Here is a 15,030-nt window from a genome sequence, read left to right on the forward strand (position 1 = left end):
TTTTTGCCGATGAAATTACATTCCGAACGTTTTGCTTTGCCATCTTTTCGCCGCAGCTTGATCGGCGCCGCTGTCTTGGCGGCATGCTCCGGCAGTGCTTTTGCCATTAACCCGTTTACCGTCAAGGACATCCGTGTCGAAGGCATCCAGCGTACGGAAGCGGGCACCGTGTTCAGCTACCTGCCGGTGCGCGTGGGCGAAACCTTCGATGACAGCAAGAGCGTTTCCACCATCAAGGCCCTTTACGCCACGGGCATCTTCAAGGACGTGCGCCTGGAGAAAGACGGCGACGTGCTGGTGGTGATCGTTGAAGAACGTCCCGCCATCGCCAAGGTGGATTTCACGGGCACCAAGGAATTCGAGAAAGACACCCTGATTAAAGCGCTGAAAGATATCGGCGTGGGTGAAACCAAGACCTTCGACAAGGCGTCGGTGGACCGCGCCGAGCAGGAATTGAAGCGCCAGTACCTGTCGCGCGGCCTGTATGGCGTCAAAGTCACCACCACCGTCACACCGATCGAGCGTAACCGCGTCAACATCGTGTTCGCGGTGGACGAGGGTGAAATCGCCAAGATCAAGCAGATCAACTTCATTGGCAACAAGATCTTCTCGGACAGCGAATTGCGCGACCAGATCGCGCTGAACACGGGCGGCTGGTTCAGCTGGTACACCAAAGCCAACCAGTATTCCAAGACCAAGCTGACCGGCGACCTGGAATCGCTGAAATCGTATTACCTGAACCGCGGCTATATCGAAATGCAGGTCGATTCGACCCAGGTTTCCATCACGCCCGACAAAAAAGACATCTACATCACCATCAACATCACCGAAGGTGAAAAATACAAGGTGTCGGACATCAAGTTCGAAGGCGAGATGTTCGGCCGCGAAGAAGAGTTGCGCAACCTGGTATTGCTGCGCAAGGGTGAAACCTATTCGGGCGAGCGCCTGACCGCCACCAATAAACTGATTTCGGACCGCCTCGGCAACTTCGGCTACGCGTTTGCCAACGTTAACGCGAATCCGGAAATCGACCGTGACAAGCGCGAAGTCGCGTTCACGTTCTTCATCGATCCGGGCAAGCGCGTCTACGTGCGCCACATGAATATCGCCGGTAACACCACCACCCGCGATGAAGTGATCCGCCGCGAATTCCGCCAGTTCGAGTCGTCGTGGTACGACGCCAACAAGATCAAGCTGACCCGCGACCGCGTTGACCGCACCGGCTTCTTCAAGGAAGTCACGATCGATACGCCGGAAGCGCAGGGCACTTCCGACCAGGTCGACGTGCAACTGACCGTGACGGAAAAACCGACCGGCAACTTCCAGATCGGCGGCGCGTTCTCGCAAGCCGAGAAGTTCACGTTCAACGCGTCGATCCAGCAAGCCAACTTTGCCGGTTCGGGCAATACGGTGGGCATCAACCTGAACACCAGCAAGTACAGCCGGACCATCGAGTTCTCGAACACCAATCCGTATTACACGGATGATGGTGTGAGCCGCTCGTTCGACCTGTACCTGCGCACCATGAACCCGCCGGCGCTGAACCAGGGCTTCTATTCGATCAAGCAGCAGGGTGGCCGTATCAGCTGGGGCGTGCCGTTCTCGGAACTGGACACCGTGTACTTCGGCGCCGGCCTGGAGCGTTCGCGCATCACCACCGACTATTCGTCGCCGGTGCTGTACAAGACGTACGTGACCAACGTGACCGGCAATGTCGACGGTGTCGGCACCGCCACCACCACCGCGGTGCCGCTGACGGCGGCCTGGGCGCGCGATTCGCGTGACTCGGCCATCACGCCGACCATGGGTATGTACCAGCGTATCAACCTGGAAACCGACTTCGTGGGCCGCTCGAAGTATGTGCGCGCCGTGTATGAACACCAGTGGTACAAGCCGTTGCATCCGAAAGTCACCCTGGCGCTGCGCGGCGAGATCGACTTCGGCCACGGCCTGGCGGACAGCGCCTATCCGGTCTTCAAGAACTTCTATGCGGGCGGTATCGGTTCCGTGCGCGGCTACCTGAGCTCGTCGCTGGGTATCGTGGATCCGCGCTTCGGCGACGCCCAGGGCGGCGCTTCGCGCCTGATCGGTAACGCGGAATTGCAAATGCCATTCCCGGGCTCCGGCCAGGACCGCAGCCTGCGCTGGTTCGGCTTCCTCGACGGCGGCCAGGTGTACCAGGAAGGCCAGAAGATGCGCGCCTCCGAACTGCGCTTCTCCGCCGGCCTAGGCTTGTCCTGGATTTCCCCGGTCGGTCCGCTGAAGTTGAGTTATGCTAAGCCTTTGAACGCCAAGCCGGGCGACCGCCTGGAACGCTTCCAGTTCCAGATGGGCACGGGCTTCTAATATTTACTCGGAGAAACACGTTGAAGACTGCATCCGCACCCGCTCTGGTTGCCAACGCCATGCGCTCCGCTGCCATCGCCATGGCGATCGGCATGTGTGCGCTGTCGCCGGCACACGCGCAGTCCAAGATTGCCTGGCTCAGCACAGAGCGCATCTATAACGAATCCCGCCTGGCCAGGGCGGCCGGGGATCGCCTGGCCGAGGAATTCAAGGCGCGCGAGCGCGCCGTGCAAGACTTGGCCATCCGCCTGAAGGGCGCTTCGGAAAAGCTGGAAAAGGAATTGCCGGCCCTGCAGGAAGCGGAGCGCATCAAGCGCCAGCGCGAATACTTTGAGCTGGACAAGGAATTCCAGCGCCGCCAGCGCGAATTCCGCGAAGATTTGAACCAGCGCACCAATGAAGAACGCGCGGTGATTTCCGACAAGGCCACGCAAATCATCAAGCAGCTGGCCGCGACCGAAGGCTATGACATCGTGTTGCAAGACGCGGTGTGGGCCAGCCCGCGCATCGACATCACCGACAAGGTGCTGGCGGCGCTGGACAAGGGAAAATAAGCGGTAAATAAACTAAGACAAGGATTACCCGATGGGCACTCGACTAGGAGAATTGGTCGAACGCCTGGGCGGACAGCTGGTGGGCGATGCGAACCTGGAAGTTTCCGGGATCGCGCCGCTGGCTGACGCCGGCGTTTCGCACATCAGCTTTCTCAGCAATAGCAAATTCCGCACGCAGGCCGGCCAGTCACAGGCCGCCGCCCTGATCGTGTCGGAAAAAGACGATGAATACATCGCCGCCAACTATCCTGGCGCGCGCATCGTCTGTAAGAATCCGTATGCCTACTTTGCCCGCGCGGCGCAGTATTTCGAAGCGCTGACGGCGATCGTCAAACCGGCGGGCGTGCATCCGTCCGCGTTTATCGACCCGTCCGCGCAAATCGACCCGAGCGCCCATATCGGCCCGTTTGTTTCAGTGGAAGCGGGCGCCGTGATTGGCGCGGGGGTCGTGATTGAACACGGCTGCTTTATCGGGCGCGACGCGGAAATTGGCGCCGGTACGCATTTCTTTGCCAACGTCACGTTCCAGGCGCGCTGCAAGATCGGCCAGCGCGGCATCGTCCATTCCGGCGCGGTGATCGGCACCGACGGTTTCGGCTTCGCCAATGAAGGCGGGGTGTATATCCGCATTCCGCAGACCGGCCGCGTCATCATTGGCGACGATGTCGATATCGGCGCCTCGACCACCATCGACCGTGGCGCGCTGGCCGACACCATCATCGAAGACGGCGTCAAGCTCGACAACCAGATCCAGATCGGCCACAACTGCCGCATTGGCGCCCATACCGCCATGGCCGGCTGTGTCGGCGTGGCCGGCTCCGCCATCATCGGCAAGCATTGCACTTTTGGCGGCGCCGCCATGGTGCTGGGCCATTTGACCATCGTCGATGGGGTGCACGTGTCGTCCGGCTCGATGGTGTCGCGCTCGCTGATGGAACCGGGCCAATACACCGGCTTTTACCCGCTGGCGAAGAACGCGGACTGGGAAAAATCCGCCGCGATTGTTCGCAATTTGCCGGGAATGCGCGATAAAATCCGCGCGCTGGAAAAGAACAGTAAAACAAAGACATAACAAGGTAAATAAGATGACCACTAACGAAACCAAAACAATGGACATTTGCGAAATCAAAGCCTACCTGCCGCACCGCTATCCGCTGCTGCTGGTGGACCGCGTATTGAGCTTTGAAGAAAACAAATCCATCACGGCCATCAAGAATGTCACCGTCAATGAAGAATTCTTCAACGGCCACTTCCCGCACAAGCCGGTGATGCCGGGCGTGCTGATGGTCGAAGCGCTGGCGCAGACCGCCGCGCTGCTGTCGTTCAAAACCATGGGCATCAAGCCGGATGAAAATTCGGTGGTGTACTTTGTCGGCATCGACAATACCCGCTTCAAGCGTCCGGTCGGTCCTGGCGACCAGCTGAAAATGGACGTGGAAATCCTGCGCGTGTCGCGCGGCATCTGGAAATACAAGGCCACCGCCAGCGTGGATGGCCAGGTGGCGGTCGAAACCGAACTGATGTGCACCATCCGTAACGCAACCGACGCGAGCAAAGCAGCGGGGCAGTAATGACCAACATTCATTCCACCGCGATCGTCGACCCCAAGGCGCAGCTCGATTCGAGCGTCACGGTCGGCGCGTATTCCGTCATCGGCCCGAACGTGTCGATCGCGGCCGGCACCAAGGTCGGCCCGCACGTGGTCATCGATGGCCACACGACCATCGGGCGGGACAATGAACTGTTCCAGTTCTCGTCGATCGGCGCGCCGCCGCAAGACAAGAAGTGGAAGGGGGAGCCGACCCGCCTGGAAATCGGCGACCGCAATACGATCCGCGAATTCTGCACCTTCAATACCGGTACGGTGCAGGACAAGGGCGTGACCAGGCTCGGTAACGACAACTGGATTTCCGCCTACGTGCACCTGGCGCACGATTGCGTGGTGGGCAACAACACCATCTTTTCGAACAATGCGCAAATTGCCGGCCACGTGGAAATCGGTGACCATGTGATCATGAGCGGCTTCGCCAATGTGCACCAGTTCTGCAAGATCGGCGCCCACGCGTTTGTCGGCATGAGCACCAGCCTGACGCAAGACGTGCCGCCGTTTGTGCTGTTGAACGGTAATCCCGCCGCCGCGCACGGCGTCAATATCGAAGGCCTGAAGCGTCGTGGTTTCACGCGTGAACAGATCAATGCGATCCGCACCGCTTATAAAATCCTGTACCGCTCCGGGCTGACCCTGGAAGAAGCCAAGGCCGCCATGCTGGCGCAGGAACAGGCTTTGACGGACGACGTGGCATTGCACGCGCGCGCCATGCGCGAATTCCTGGATACGTCGACTCGTGGCATCGTCCGCTGATTCCCTGGCCAGCGGAAAACTGGCAATCGCGCTGGCCGCCGGCGAGCCGTCCGGCGATGTGCTGGCGGCGCGCCTGCTGTCCGGCTTGCGTCCGCACTTGCCGGACGCGCGTTTCCATGGCATCGGCGGTCCCGCGATGGCGCAGTACGGCTTTGAGTCGCACTGGCCGATGGACAAGCTGACGGTGCGCGGCTTGCTGGCCGTGATTCCCCGCTACCGCGAAATCAAGGGCATCCAGAACGCGCTGCGCGACCAGTTGCTGGCCGAACGGCCGGCCTGCTTCATTGGCGCCGACTATCCGGGCTTTAACCTGGGCCTGGAAATGCAGCTGAAGGCGGCCGGGATTCCGACGGTTCACTACATCGGCCCGCAAATCTGGGCCTGGCGCGGCGGGCGCATCAAGAAAATCATCAAGGCCGTCTCGCACATGCTGGTGGTGTTCCCGTTCGAAGAGGAAATTTACCGCAAGGCTGGTGTGCCGGTCAGCTATGTTGGCCACCCGATGGCCGAACTGGTGCCGCTAACCATCGATGAAGGCGCGGCGCGCCGCCAGCTGGGACTGCCGGAAGACGCGAACGTCGTCACCCTGATGCCGGGCAGCCGCATGTCGGAACTGAAGTACAACACGGCGGCCTTTGTCGGCGCCGCGAAACTGCTGCTAAAACGCGACCGCTCGCTGCGCTTCATTGCGCCGATGGCGGGCGAACGCCAGCGCCAGATGTTCCTGCAAATGGTGGCCCAGGCCGGATTGCAGGACGTCGACATCACCTTGCTCGATGGCCAGTCGCATACCGCGATAGCCGCCGCCGATGCGGTGCTGGTGGCGTCCGGGACGGCGACCCTGGAAGTGGCGCTGCATAAAAAACCGATGGTGATCGCTTATAAAATGATGGCGTTGGAATGGCAGATTTTGCGCCATTTCGGCTACCAGCCATGGATCGGGCTACCGAACATCCTGGAGCGCGCCTTCGTGGTGCCGGAATTGCTGCAAGACGACGCCAGCCCGGAACAGCTGGCCGACGCCATGTGGCAACAGTTGACCGACGCGCCGCACCGTTTGCAACTGGCGGAGCGTTTCACCGCCATGCACCACAGCCTGCTGCGCAACAGCGCGCAGGAAAGCGCGGCCGCCGTAATGAAAGTCATTGGACAATGAAATCTCCGCAACCGGGCTTGTTTGACGACTTGCCGTATTCGCCCAGTGACATCATTTGCGGCGTCGATGAGGCGGGGCGCGGTCCGCTGGCCGGCCCGGTGTTCGCCGCGGCGGTGATCCTCGACCCGAATCAGCCGATTCCCGGCTTGCGCGACTCGAAAAAGCTCACCGAGGCCAAACGCGACGAACTGGCGCCGCTGATCCGCGCCCATGCGCTGGCCTGGGCCGTGGCGCAGGCGTCGGAAGCGGAAATCGACAAGATCAACATTTTGCAGGCGTCGATGCTGGCCATGCGGCGCGCCGTCGAAGCGCTGTCGGTGGCGCCGACCTTGGCGCTGATCGATGGCAACCGCTGCCCGGTCATGAAAATCCATGCGATTGCCATCATTGGCGGCGACGACAAGGAAGAAGCGATTTCCGCCGCATCGATCCTGGCGAAAACCGCGCGCGACGCGGCGCTGGTGGAATTGCACACGCTGTATCCGGAATATGCGTTCGACCAGCACAAGGGGTATGGCACGGCGCTGCACCTGGAGCGCCTGAAAATGCACGGCCCGTCGCCGGTGCACCGCCGTTCGTTCGCCCCGGTGCGGCAAGCCCTGATGCTCCGCGATTTATTATCATGAAAACAATCACCTCGCGCGATAACGCGCAATACAAGGATTTGAAACACCTGGCCACCAGTGCGCAGGCCCGCAAGAAAGCAGGGCGCACGCTGCTGGACGGCGTGCACCTGGCGCAGGCGTGGCTGGATTTGCGCGGCTTGCCGGAACAGTGCATCGTCGCGGAATCCGCGCTGAACCACCCGGAAGTAGCTGAGATTGTCGGTAAAGTGCAGCATGTGCACGGCCATATCCTGTGCCTGCCGGATGCCTTGTATCACGCCTTGTCGCAAGTCGAGCATGGTGTCGGCGTCATGTTCTTGGTGGAAACACCCCACAAGGCGCAGCCAGCCAGCCTGACCGTCAATGCGGTGTTGCTGGACAACGTGCAAGACCCGGGCAATATGGGATCGATCTTGCGCAGCGCCGCGGCCGCCGGTATTAAACAAGTGTTTTGCAGCGCGGGCAGTGCGTTTTGCTGGTCGCCCAAGGTCTTGCGCGCCGCCATGGGGGCGCACTTTGTCTTGGACATCTTTGAAAACGTGGATTTGCCTGCGCTGGTCGCGGCGTCGGCCATCCCGGTGCTGGCCACCAGCGGCTATGCCACGAAAACCTTGTACGAGATCGACTTGAAACGCCCGGTGGCGTGGGTCTTTGGGCATGAAGGGCAGGGCGTTTCGGATGCCTTGCTGGCGGCCGCCACGCAGACCGTGGTGATCCCGCACCTCGGCAAAGTCGAATCCCTGAATGTCGCCGCGTGTGCGGCAGTATGCTTTTTCGAGCAAGTCAGGCAGAATCAATCCTGAGAAGCAATTTTCCATTCGGAAATTTTTTGGCGCGTGACAGCCTGATGCCGTAGGGTGGTTGCCGCCTTGGCGGAAGGAAACCGCCTTACGGTGCGGAGTGCCTATGGAATTATCGGAGTTGAATTTCCTGGTCGCCGAAGGCGATGCGGCGCAGCGTGAAGCGCTGGTTGCAATGCTGCAACGCCTCGGCGCCGCCCATGTGGCGGATGCCCCGGATGGGCATGCGGTCTTGCGCCACCTGTCTTCCGGCATGGCGCCGCCGATCGATATCGCTGTGCTGGACCTGGCGTTGCCGGGCGTGGATGCGCTGGAATTGATCCGCCGCCTGGCGGAAATGGGGTCGCCGGCCGGCGTGATTGTTGCAGGTGCGCAAAAGGCCGATGTGCTGTTTTCCATTGAGACCATGGCGCAGGCCTACGGGGTGAACGTGCTCGGTGCGATTGCCAAGCCCGCTGGCGAGCAGCGTATCAAGGCGCTGATCGACAATTACGCGCCGCCGGAACACCGCGCGCGCGGCCATGCGGCGCCGCAATTTCCATTTGCGGAAGTCGGGCGCGGATTACAGGCGCGCGAATTCGATCCATTCTTCCAGCCTAAAATCGAATTGGAAACCGGCCAGGTAAAAGGCCTGGAAATGTTTGCGCGCTGGCGCCATCCGCAACATGGTATTTTAGGCCCGGCCTCGTTTATGCCGGCGCTGGAACAAAATAACCGGATTGATTTTCTCGACTGGTCCATGATCGAGAAAACCGTGGCGGCCTGCCGCACCTTGCATGACCAGGGTATTCCTATTTCCTTTTCCCTGAATGTGGACCAGGCGACATTGGCGCATCCGCAATTTATTGCGCAAATGAATGCTTGCCTGCAGCGCCATCGTATTCTCGCTGACTATATTACCTTTGAAATGACGGAATCGTCCGTGTTATCGGCGGAACCGCATTTCCTCGAACGCTTGTTGCGCTTGCGGATGCAGGGATTTGGCCTGGCCATCGATGATTACGGTACCGGCCGCTCCAACTTGCAGTTGCTGGCCGCCGTGCCTTTTACGGAATTGAAAATCGACCGCAGTTTTGTCGATGGCGCGTCAAAAAAACGCGCAATCAGCACGGTATTAAAATCCTGCCTGAGCCTGGCGCGCAGCCTGGAACGCAAATCGGTCGCGGTCGGGGTGGAAACCAAGCAGGATTGGGATTTCCTGCAAGGGCTGGGTTGCACTTATGCGCAAGGGTATTACATTGCAAAGCCGATGCCGGTGGATGAATTCCCCGGCTGGCTGAACGACTGGCGCCAGTTCTTTTGAACTAACGAATTTAATCCCCACCCCCGACGCCGGCATGCGCAAGCTGCCGGCGTTTTTCTTTTGGCGAATCCTGTCTATACAAATAATGCGCCAGAAGAGGTTTTTAGTGACTTTTATGCCAATATTTGGCGCGAACATGCCAGATATTGTTGCGAAGGCCGATGCCGCAACGGTGGGGCCGATGTCGCGGCGCAAAAAAAGCCCGCCTGCTTGCGCAAGGCGGGCCGGGTGTGATGGACGGCGATCAGTAATCGCGGCGATTCGGTTTGATCTCTTGCAAGATCGTGGTCGAGATTTCCTCGATCGACTTGGTGGTGGACGACAGCCAGCGGATGCCTTCGCGTTTCATCATGAATTCCGCTTCGTTGACTTCATAGCGGCAGTTTTCAATCGACGCATATTTGCTGCCGGCGCGGCGTTCATGGCGGATTTCCGACAGGCGTTCCGGGGAAATGCTCAGGCCGAAAATCTTGGTTTTGAAGGCATATAACGCCGATGGTAATTTGCCGCGCTCAAAATCATCCGGAATCAGCGGGTAATTCGCCGCCTTGATGCCATATTGCATGGCCAAGTATAAACTGGTCGGGGTTTTGCCGGAGCGCGATACACCAACCAATATCACATCGGCGGATGACAGGTTTTTATGCGACTGGCCATCATCGTGCGCCAGCGAGAAATTAATGGCCTCGATCCGGTTTTTATATTCTTCGCTGTCCACGATATTATGCGAACGGCCGATGGTATGCGTGGATTTGACACCCAATTCACCTTCCAGCGGCGCCACAAAAGTCTGGATCAAATCCATATGCATCGCATGGGCGCGCTGAATGACTTCCGATAACTCGTTTTTTACCAGAGTGGAAAATACAATCGGACGCTGCCCGTCGGCAATTGCCGCTTCATTGATTTTTCGGACCGCTTCATACGCTTTATCGAGGGTATCGATAAAAGGCAATCGGACCTGCCGGAAACGTAAATCGAACTGGGTCAACACCGAGTGGCCAAAGGTCTCGGCCGTGATGCCGGTGCCATCCGAAACAAAGAAAACCGTACGGGCGGCTTCGGGCAGGGGCGCGGGTCGTTGCTCTTGCGTCATAGTAGTATTACTCAATCTAATAATTGTGAATCGTCAATTTGCGCTATAGGCTGTAGAATGGCACGCAACGGTACGATTGTGCTGCACAGCGTCAAGAATAACAAGAACACAGCCATGCAGCCGACCCGGAAGATTGAAGAACCGTCGCGAGCGCAGACCAACAGTGCAACGCGCAGCAGGTTCTTCGGCCTTCCGAAAAGTTTCTATCATCAGTAAGGTGTCTCTATGACTAACTTGTCTAACGTAGCAACTTTGAAGGAGCAGCAGGATGGACAGGCCACGTATGTGGCTTCGTTCGAACACTTGCGCATGACGGACGTCGAGTCCGTTGGTGGCAAGAATGCATCGCTGGGTGAAATGATTTCCCAGCTGGCCGGCGCCGGCGTGCGCGTGCCCGGTGGTTTCGCCACCACGGCCCAGGCCTTCCGCGACTTCCTGTCGCACTCCGTGGACGGCGGTAAATCGCTGGCCGACCGGATTGCCGACCGCCTGGCCGGCCTGGACATTGACGATGTCCGTTCGCTGGCCCAGGCCGGCGCGGAAATCCGTCAATGGATTATCGATACGCCATTCCAGCCACGCCTGGAAGCGGAAATTCATTCCTTCTACGAAAAACTGGTCGCCGACTCGTCGACTGAAATGTCGTTCGCCGTGCGTTCTTCCGCCACCGCGGAAGACTTGCCGGACGCGTCGTTCGCCGGCCAGCAGGAAACCTTCCTGAACGTGGTGGGCATTGAAAATGTCCTGGACGCGATGAAACACGTGTTCGCGTCCCTGTATAACGACCGCGCGATTTCCTATCGCGTGCACAAAGGCTTCACCCACGCCGAAGTGGCGTTGTCGGCCGGCGTGCAGCGCATGGTGCGTTCCGACGTCGGCGCCGCCGGCGTCATGTTCACCATCGATACCGAATCGGGCTTCAAGGATGTCGTGTTCGTCACGTCGTCGTACGGCCTGGGCGAAACCGTGGTGCAAGGCGCCGTCAATCCGGACGAATTCTATGTGCACAAGCCAATGCTGGAACAGGGCAAGTCGCCGGTGATCCGCCGCAACATCGGCTCCAAGCTGATCAAAATGGAATTCACCAGCGAAGCCAAGGCTGGCCGTTCCGTGAAAACCGTGGACGTGCCGGTGGAACTGCGCAACCGCTACTCGCTGACCGACGCCGAAGTCGTCGAACTGGCGAAATACGCTGTCATCATCGAACGCCACTACCAGCGTCCGATGGACATCGAGTGGGGCAAGGATGGCCGCGACGGCAAGCTGTATATCCTGCAAGCCCGTCCGGAAACCGTCAAATCGCAGCAAAAAGCCAACGAAGCGCAACAGCGCTTCAAGCTGAAATCGACCGGCACCGTGCTGACGTCGGGCCGCGCAATTGGCCAGAAGATTGGCGCCGGTCCGGTGCGCGTGATTTCCGACCCGTCGGAAATGGAACGCGTGCAGCCGGGCGACGTGCTGGTGGCCGACATGACGGACCCGAACTGGGAACCGGTCATGAAGCGCGCCTCGGCCATCGTCACCAACCGTGGCGGCCGTACCTGCCACGCGGCGATCATCGCCCGTGAACTGGGCGTGCCGGCGGTGGTCGGCTGCGGCGACGCGACGGACGTGCTGAAAGACGGCACCTTTGTCACCGTGTCGTGCGCGGAGGGCGACGAAGGCAAGATTTACGACGGTTTGCTGGAAACCGAAGTCACCGAAGTGTCGCGCGGCGCACTGCCGGAACTGAAGACCAAGATCATGCTGAACGTGGGTAACCCGCAGCTGGCCTTCGACTTCCAGTCGGTGCCGAACGCCGGTGTGGGCCTGGCCCGCCTGGAGTTCATCATCAACAACAACATCGGCGTGCACCCGAAAGCCATCCTGGAATACCCGCACATCGATGCCGACCTGAAAAAGGCAGTGGAATCGGTGGCCCGTGGCCATGCGTCGCCGAAAGCGTTCTATGTCGACAAACTGGCCGAAGGCATCGCGACGATTGCCGCCGCATTCTGGCCGAAGAAAGTCATTGTGCGTCTGTCCGACTTCAAGTCGAACGAGTACAAGAAGCTGATCGGCGGTTCGCGCTACGAGCCAGATGAGGAAAACCCGATGCTGGGCTTCCGTGGCGCGGCGCGCTACCTGTCGGCCGACTTCGCCGGTGCGTTCGAAATGGAATGCGCGGCCATGAAGCGCGTGCGCAACGACATGGGTCTGACCAACGTGGAAATCATGGTGCCGTTCGTGCGCACCCTGGGCCAGGCCGAGAAAGTCATCAACCTGCTGGCGGCCAATGGCCTGAAACGCGGCGAGAACGGCTTGCGCGTCATCATGATGTGCGAAGTGCCGTCCAACGCGGTGCTGGCGGACCGCTTCCTCGAGCATTTCGACGGCTTCTCGATCGGTTCCAACGACCTGACCCAGCTGACCCTGGGCCTGGACCGCGACTCCGGCATGGAATTGCTGGCGGCCGACTTCGACGAACGCGATCCGGCCGTGCAGGAATTGCTGAAGATGGCGATCCAGGCGTGCCGCAAGCAGGGCAAGTACATCGGTATCTGCGGCCAGGGACCTTCGGACCATCCGGAACTGGCGGTGTGGCTGATGCAGCAGGGGATTGAATCGATGTCGCTGAACCCGGACTCGGTGATCGACACCTGGCAAAAACTGGCGTCGATGCAATAACGAGTTGAGGTTCAGGTAACCTCCAACCCCCGCCGCCGTCATGGTGGCGGGGGTTTTTAATTTTCACTACCCTATGGCCGACTTACTGAAAAAACTGAACCGCAACCCGCTGACCGGCTGGCTGGTGCGCGCATTGGGCTTGCCGGACCCGGTGGAACTGGCGCGGCACGACGGCGGCTATCAGGCGCAGCCATTGGCCGGCAAGCGCGCCTTGCTGTGCCGCTCGCCTGAAGGCTATGCCGCCGGGCAGCTGGCGTGCGCGCTGGCGGCCGATGGCGCCACCGTGCTGCATGCGCTGCCGGCGGCGGAACAGGAGCGGGTCGATATCGTCGTGATGGACGCGACCGGCTGCGCCACGCCGGCCCAGTTGCGCGCGCTGTACGATGCATTCCACCCGGCGATGCGCCGGATTGCCCGCAATGGCCGGGTGCTGATTGCCGCCGCCGATCCGGCTGAAGCGGCCGAAGCCGGCGCCGTGGCCGCCGCCACGGCGCGCGCGGTGGAAGGCTTTTGCCGCTCGCTCGGCAAGGAACTGGGGCGTAAGGGTGTCACGGCCAACCTGGCCTATGTGCAGCGCGAAGCGGCGGACCGGCTCGACGGGTTGATTCATTTCTTTTGCGGCAAACAGGCGACCTATGTGTCCGGCCAGGCGGTGACGGTGACGATGCAGGTGAAAGCGCCGAACGCCGCGCCGATCGCCCCCGCGTTGCCGGGCAAGGTGGCGCTGGTGACGGGCGCGGCGCGCGGCATTGGCCTGGCCACGGCGGAACGCCTGGCGCAGGATGGCGCCACGGTGATTTGCGCCGACATGCCCGCCGCTTCAGCCGAACTCGATGCGCTGTGCATGCGCATTGGGGGCATGCCGCTGGAACTCGATATTGCGGCGCCGGATGCCGCCGCACAGTTGGCGGACTTGCTGATGGAGCGGTTCGGCGGCGTCGATATCGTGGTGCATAACGCCGGCATTACGCGCGACAAGACCCTGGCCAAGATGGACGGCGCCACCTGGGATGCGGTGTTGAACGTAAACTTTGCCGCGATTGCCGCCATCGATGAAGCGCTGCTGGCGCGGCGTGTGCTGCGCGATGACGGCCGTATCGTCTGCCTGTCGTCGATCAGCGGTGTGGCGGGTAATTTCGGGCAAACCAATTACGCCGCGACCAAGGCTGCGCTGATCGGCTACGTGGCGGCGCTGGCGCCGGCCGTGGCGCGGCGCGGCATTTGCGTCAATGCGGTGGCGCCCGGTTTTATTGAAACCGCCATGGTGGCGAAAATGCCGTTCATGACGCGCGAGCTAGGGCGGCGCCTGAACTCCGTGCAGCAGGGCGGATTGCCGCGCGACGTGGCGGAACTGGTCACCTTCCTGTGCACGCCGGGGGCACACGGCATTACCGGCAATACCATCCGGGTGTGCGGGCAGGGATTGATCGGCGCTTGAAAACGGGCCGTCAAATTAACAATTTTCTTAGCGGAAACTGCGAAAAATTGGCTACAATGCAAGTAAGGCGGGCGGCACGGCTGGCAGCCTGAAAAGTAAAACCTGCCGCCCGACCGGGCCGCAGGTTTTTTTTTGCCCCGGGTGCCGGGCTTTCAGGGCGGGCTCCGATTTTTAATCTCGGGTGCAGGGCCTCCAGGCTGGGCTCCTATTTTAATCTCGGGTGCCGGGCCTTCAGGCCGGGCATCCTCATCATTACGAGGCGTATATGTCTGACTGGTCGTTCTGGATGTGGGCAGCCGGCGTGACGGTGGTGCTGGAACTGCTGACGGGAACCTTTTATTTGCTGATGATTGCAATCGGCCTTGCGGCCGGTGCGTTGGCTGCCGTCGCCGGCTGCGGCATCGCGGTGCAGACGCTGGTGGCCGCCGTGGTGGGCGTGCTGGCGACCGGGCTGCTGTGGCGCAGCAAGGCGGGCCGGCCACGGACCGTGGATGCGGCGTTCGATCCCAATGTGAACATGGATATCGGCCAGACCGTCAAGGTGGCGGACTGGCAAAACGGCACCGCGCGCGTGATGTACCGTGGCGCGCTGTGGGATGTGGAACTGGCCGCCGGCAGCCCGCTGGCGGCCGGCGTGTACACGATACGCGAAGTAAGGGGCAGCCGGCTGATCGTCGGCGTCTGAATCACCAACTGGAGAATT

At 60.6% G+C, this 15,030-nt stretch carries 13 protein-coding genes; 12 read left to right on the plus strand and 1 reads right to left on the minus strand.

Features of this window, described 5'->3' with window-relative positions; translation table 11 throughout:
- Nucleotides 1-9: 9 nt before the first annotated feature.
- The 9 genes from bamA (at nt 10) to AC1RRC_RS02055 (ending at nt 9,126) form a co-directional block, all read left to right on the plus strand.
- Entirely contained in the window at nt 10-2,346 is a 2,337-nt protein-coding gene (gene bamA, locus AC1RRC_RS02015; protein WP_493053571.1) for an outer membrane protein assembly factor BamA, read from the plus strand.
- Nucleotides 2,347-2,405: 59 nt separating this feature from the next.
- Entirely contained in the window at nt 2,406-2,900 is a 495-nt protein-coding gene (locus AC1RRC_RS02020; RefSeq protein WP_493053942.1) for an OmpH/Skp family outer membrane protein, read from the plus strand.
- Between the two features lie 31 nt (nt 2,901-2,931).
- Nucleotides 2,932-3,972 carry a UDP-3-O-(3-hydroxymyristoyl)glucosamine N-acyltransferase gene (lpxD, locus tag AC1RRC_RS02025; protein WP_493053572.1) on the plus strand — a complete coding sequence of 347 codons (1,041 nt, stop codon included), beginning with the start codon at nt 2,932-2,934 and terminating at the stop codon, nt 3,970-3,972.
- A gap of 13 nt (nt 3,973-3,985) precedes the next feature.
- Nucleotides 3,986-4,471, plus strand: coding sequence for a 3-hydroxyacyl-ACP dehydratase FabZ (gene fabZ, locus AC1RRC_RS02030; protein ID WP_493053573.1), 486 nt, complete (start codon nt 3,986-3,988; stop codon nt 4,469-4,471).
- A complete protein-coding gene (lpxA, locus tag AC1RRC_RS02035) occupies nt 4,471-5,262 on the plus strand; it encodes an acyl-ACP--UDP-N-acetylglucosamine O-acyltransferase (RefSeq protein ID WP_493053574.1) in 792 nt (263 codons plus the stop codon). The genes fabZ and lpxA overlap by 1 nt, the downstream gene beginning before the upstream one ends.
- Nucleotides 5,246-6,418, plus strand: coding sequence for a lipid-A-disaccharide synthase (lpxB, locus tag AC1RRC_RS02040; RefSeq protein ID WP_493053575.1), 1,173 nt, complete (start codon nt 5,246-5,248; stop codon nt 6,416-6,418). The genes lpxA and lpxB overlap by 17 nt, the downstream gene beginning before the upstream one ends.
- Nucleotides 6,415-7,044, plus strand: a complete 630-nt coding sequence (gene rnhB / locus AC1RRC_RS02045; protein ID WP_493053576.1) for a ribonuclease HII — start codon at nt 6,415-6,417, stop codon at nt 7,042-7,044. The genes lpxB and rnhB overlap by 4 nt, the downstream gene beginning before the upstream one ends.
- Nucleotides 7,041-7,826 (plus strand): TrmH family RNA methyltransferase, encoded by a 786-nt coding sequence (locus tag AC1RRC_RS02050; protein ID WP_493053577.1) that lies wholly within the window; start codon nt 7,041-7,043, stop codon nt 7,824-7,826. Before rnhB ends, AC1RRC_RS02050 begins: the two co-directional genes overlap by 4 nt.
- A gap of 103 nt (nt 7,827-7,929) precedes the next feature.
- Nucleotides 7,930-9,126 (plus strand): EAL domain-containing response regulator, encoded by a 1,197-nt coding sequence (locus tag AC1RRC_RS02055; protein WP_493053578.1) that lies wholly within the window; start codon nt 7,930-7,932, stop codon nt 9,124-9,126.
- 244 nt (nt 9,127-9,370) lie between these two features.
- Here the strand turns inward: AC1RRC_RS02055 and ppsR are convergent, their stop codons facing one another.
- A complete protein-coding gene (gene ppsR, locus AC1RRC_RS02060; protein ID WP_493053579.1) occupies nt 9,371-10,222 on the minus strand; it encodes a posphoenolpyruvate synthetase regulatory kinase/phosphorylase PpsR in 852 nt (283 codons plus the stop codon).
- 225 nt (nt 10,223-10,447) lie between these two features.
- Between ppsR and ppsA the strand changes: the two genes are divergently transcribed.
- The 3 genes from ppsA to AC1RRC_RS02075 all read left to right on the plus strand — a co-directional run bounded on the left by ppsA (nt 10,448) and on the right by AC1RRC_RS02075 (nt 15,012).
- A complete protein-coding gene (ppsA, locus tag AC1RRC_RS02065; protein WP_493053580.1) occupies nt 10,448-12,889 on the plus strand; it encodes a phosphoenolpyruvate synthase in 2,442 nt (813 codons plus the stop codon).
- Between the two features lie 73 nt (nt 12,890-12,962).
- Entirely contained in the window at nt 12,963-14,327 is a 1,365-nt protein-coding gene (locus AC1RRC_RS02070; protein ID WP_493053581.1) for a 3-oxoacyl-ACP reductase, read from the plus strand.
- Nucleotides 14,328-14,592: 265 nt separating this feature from the next.
- On the plus strand, nt 14,593-15,012 hold the full coding sequence (locus tag AC1RRC_RS02075) for an NfeD family protein (protein WP_493053582.1): 420 nt from the start codon (nt 14,593-14,595) through the stop codon (nt 15,010-15,012).
- Nucleotides 15,013-15,030: the final 18 nt, after the last annotated feature.

The sequence above is a fragment of the Pseudoduganella sp. GW821-FHT12E03 genome (assembly GCF_058807115.1).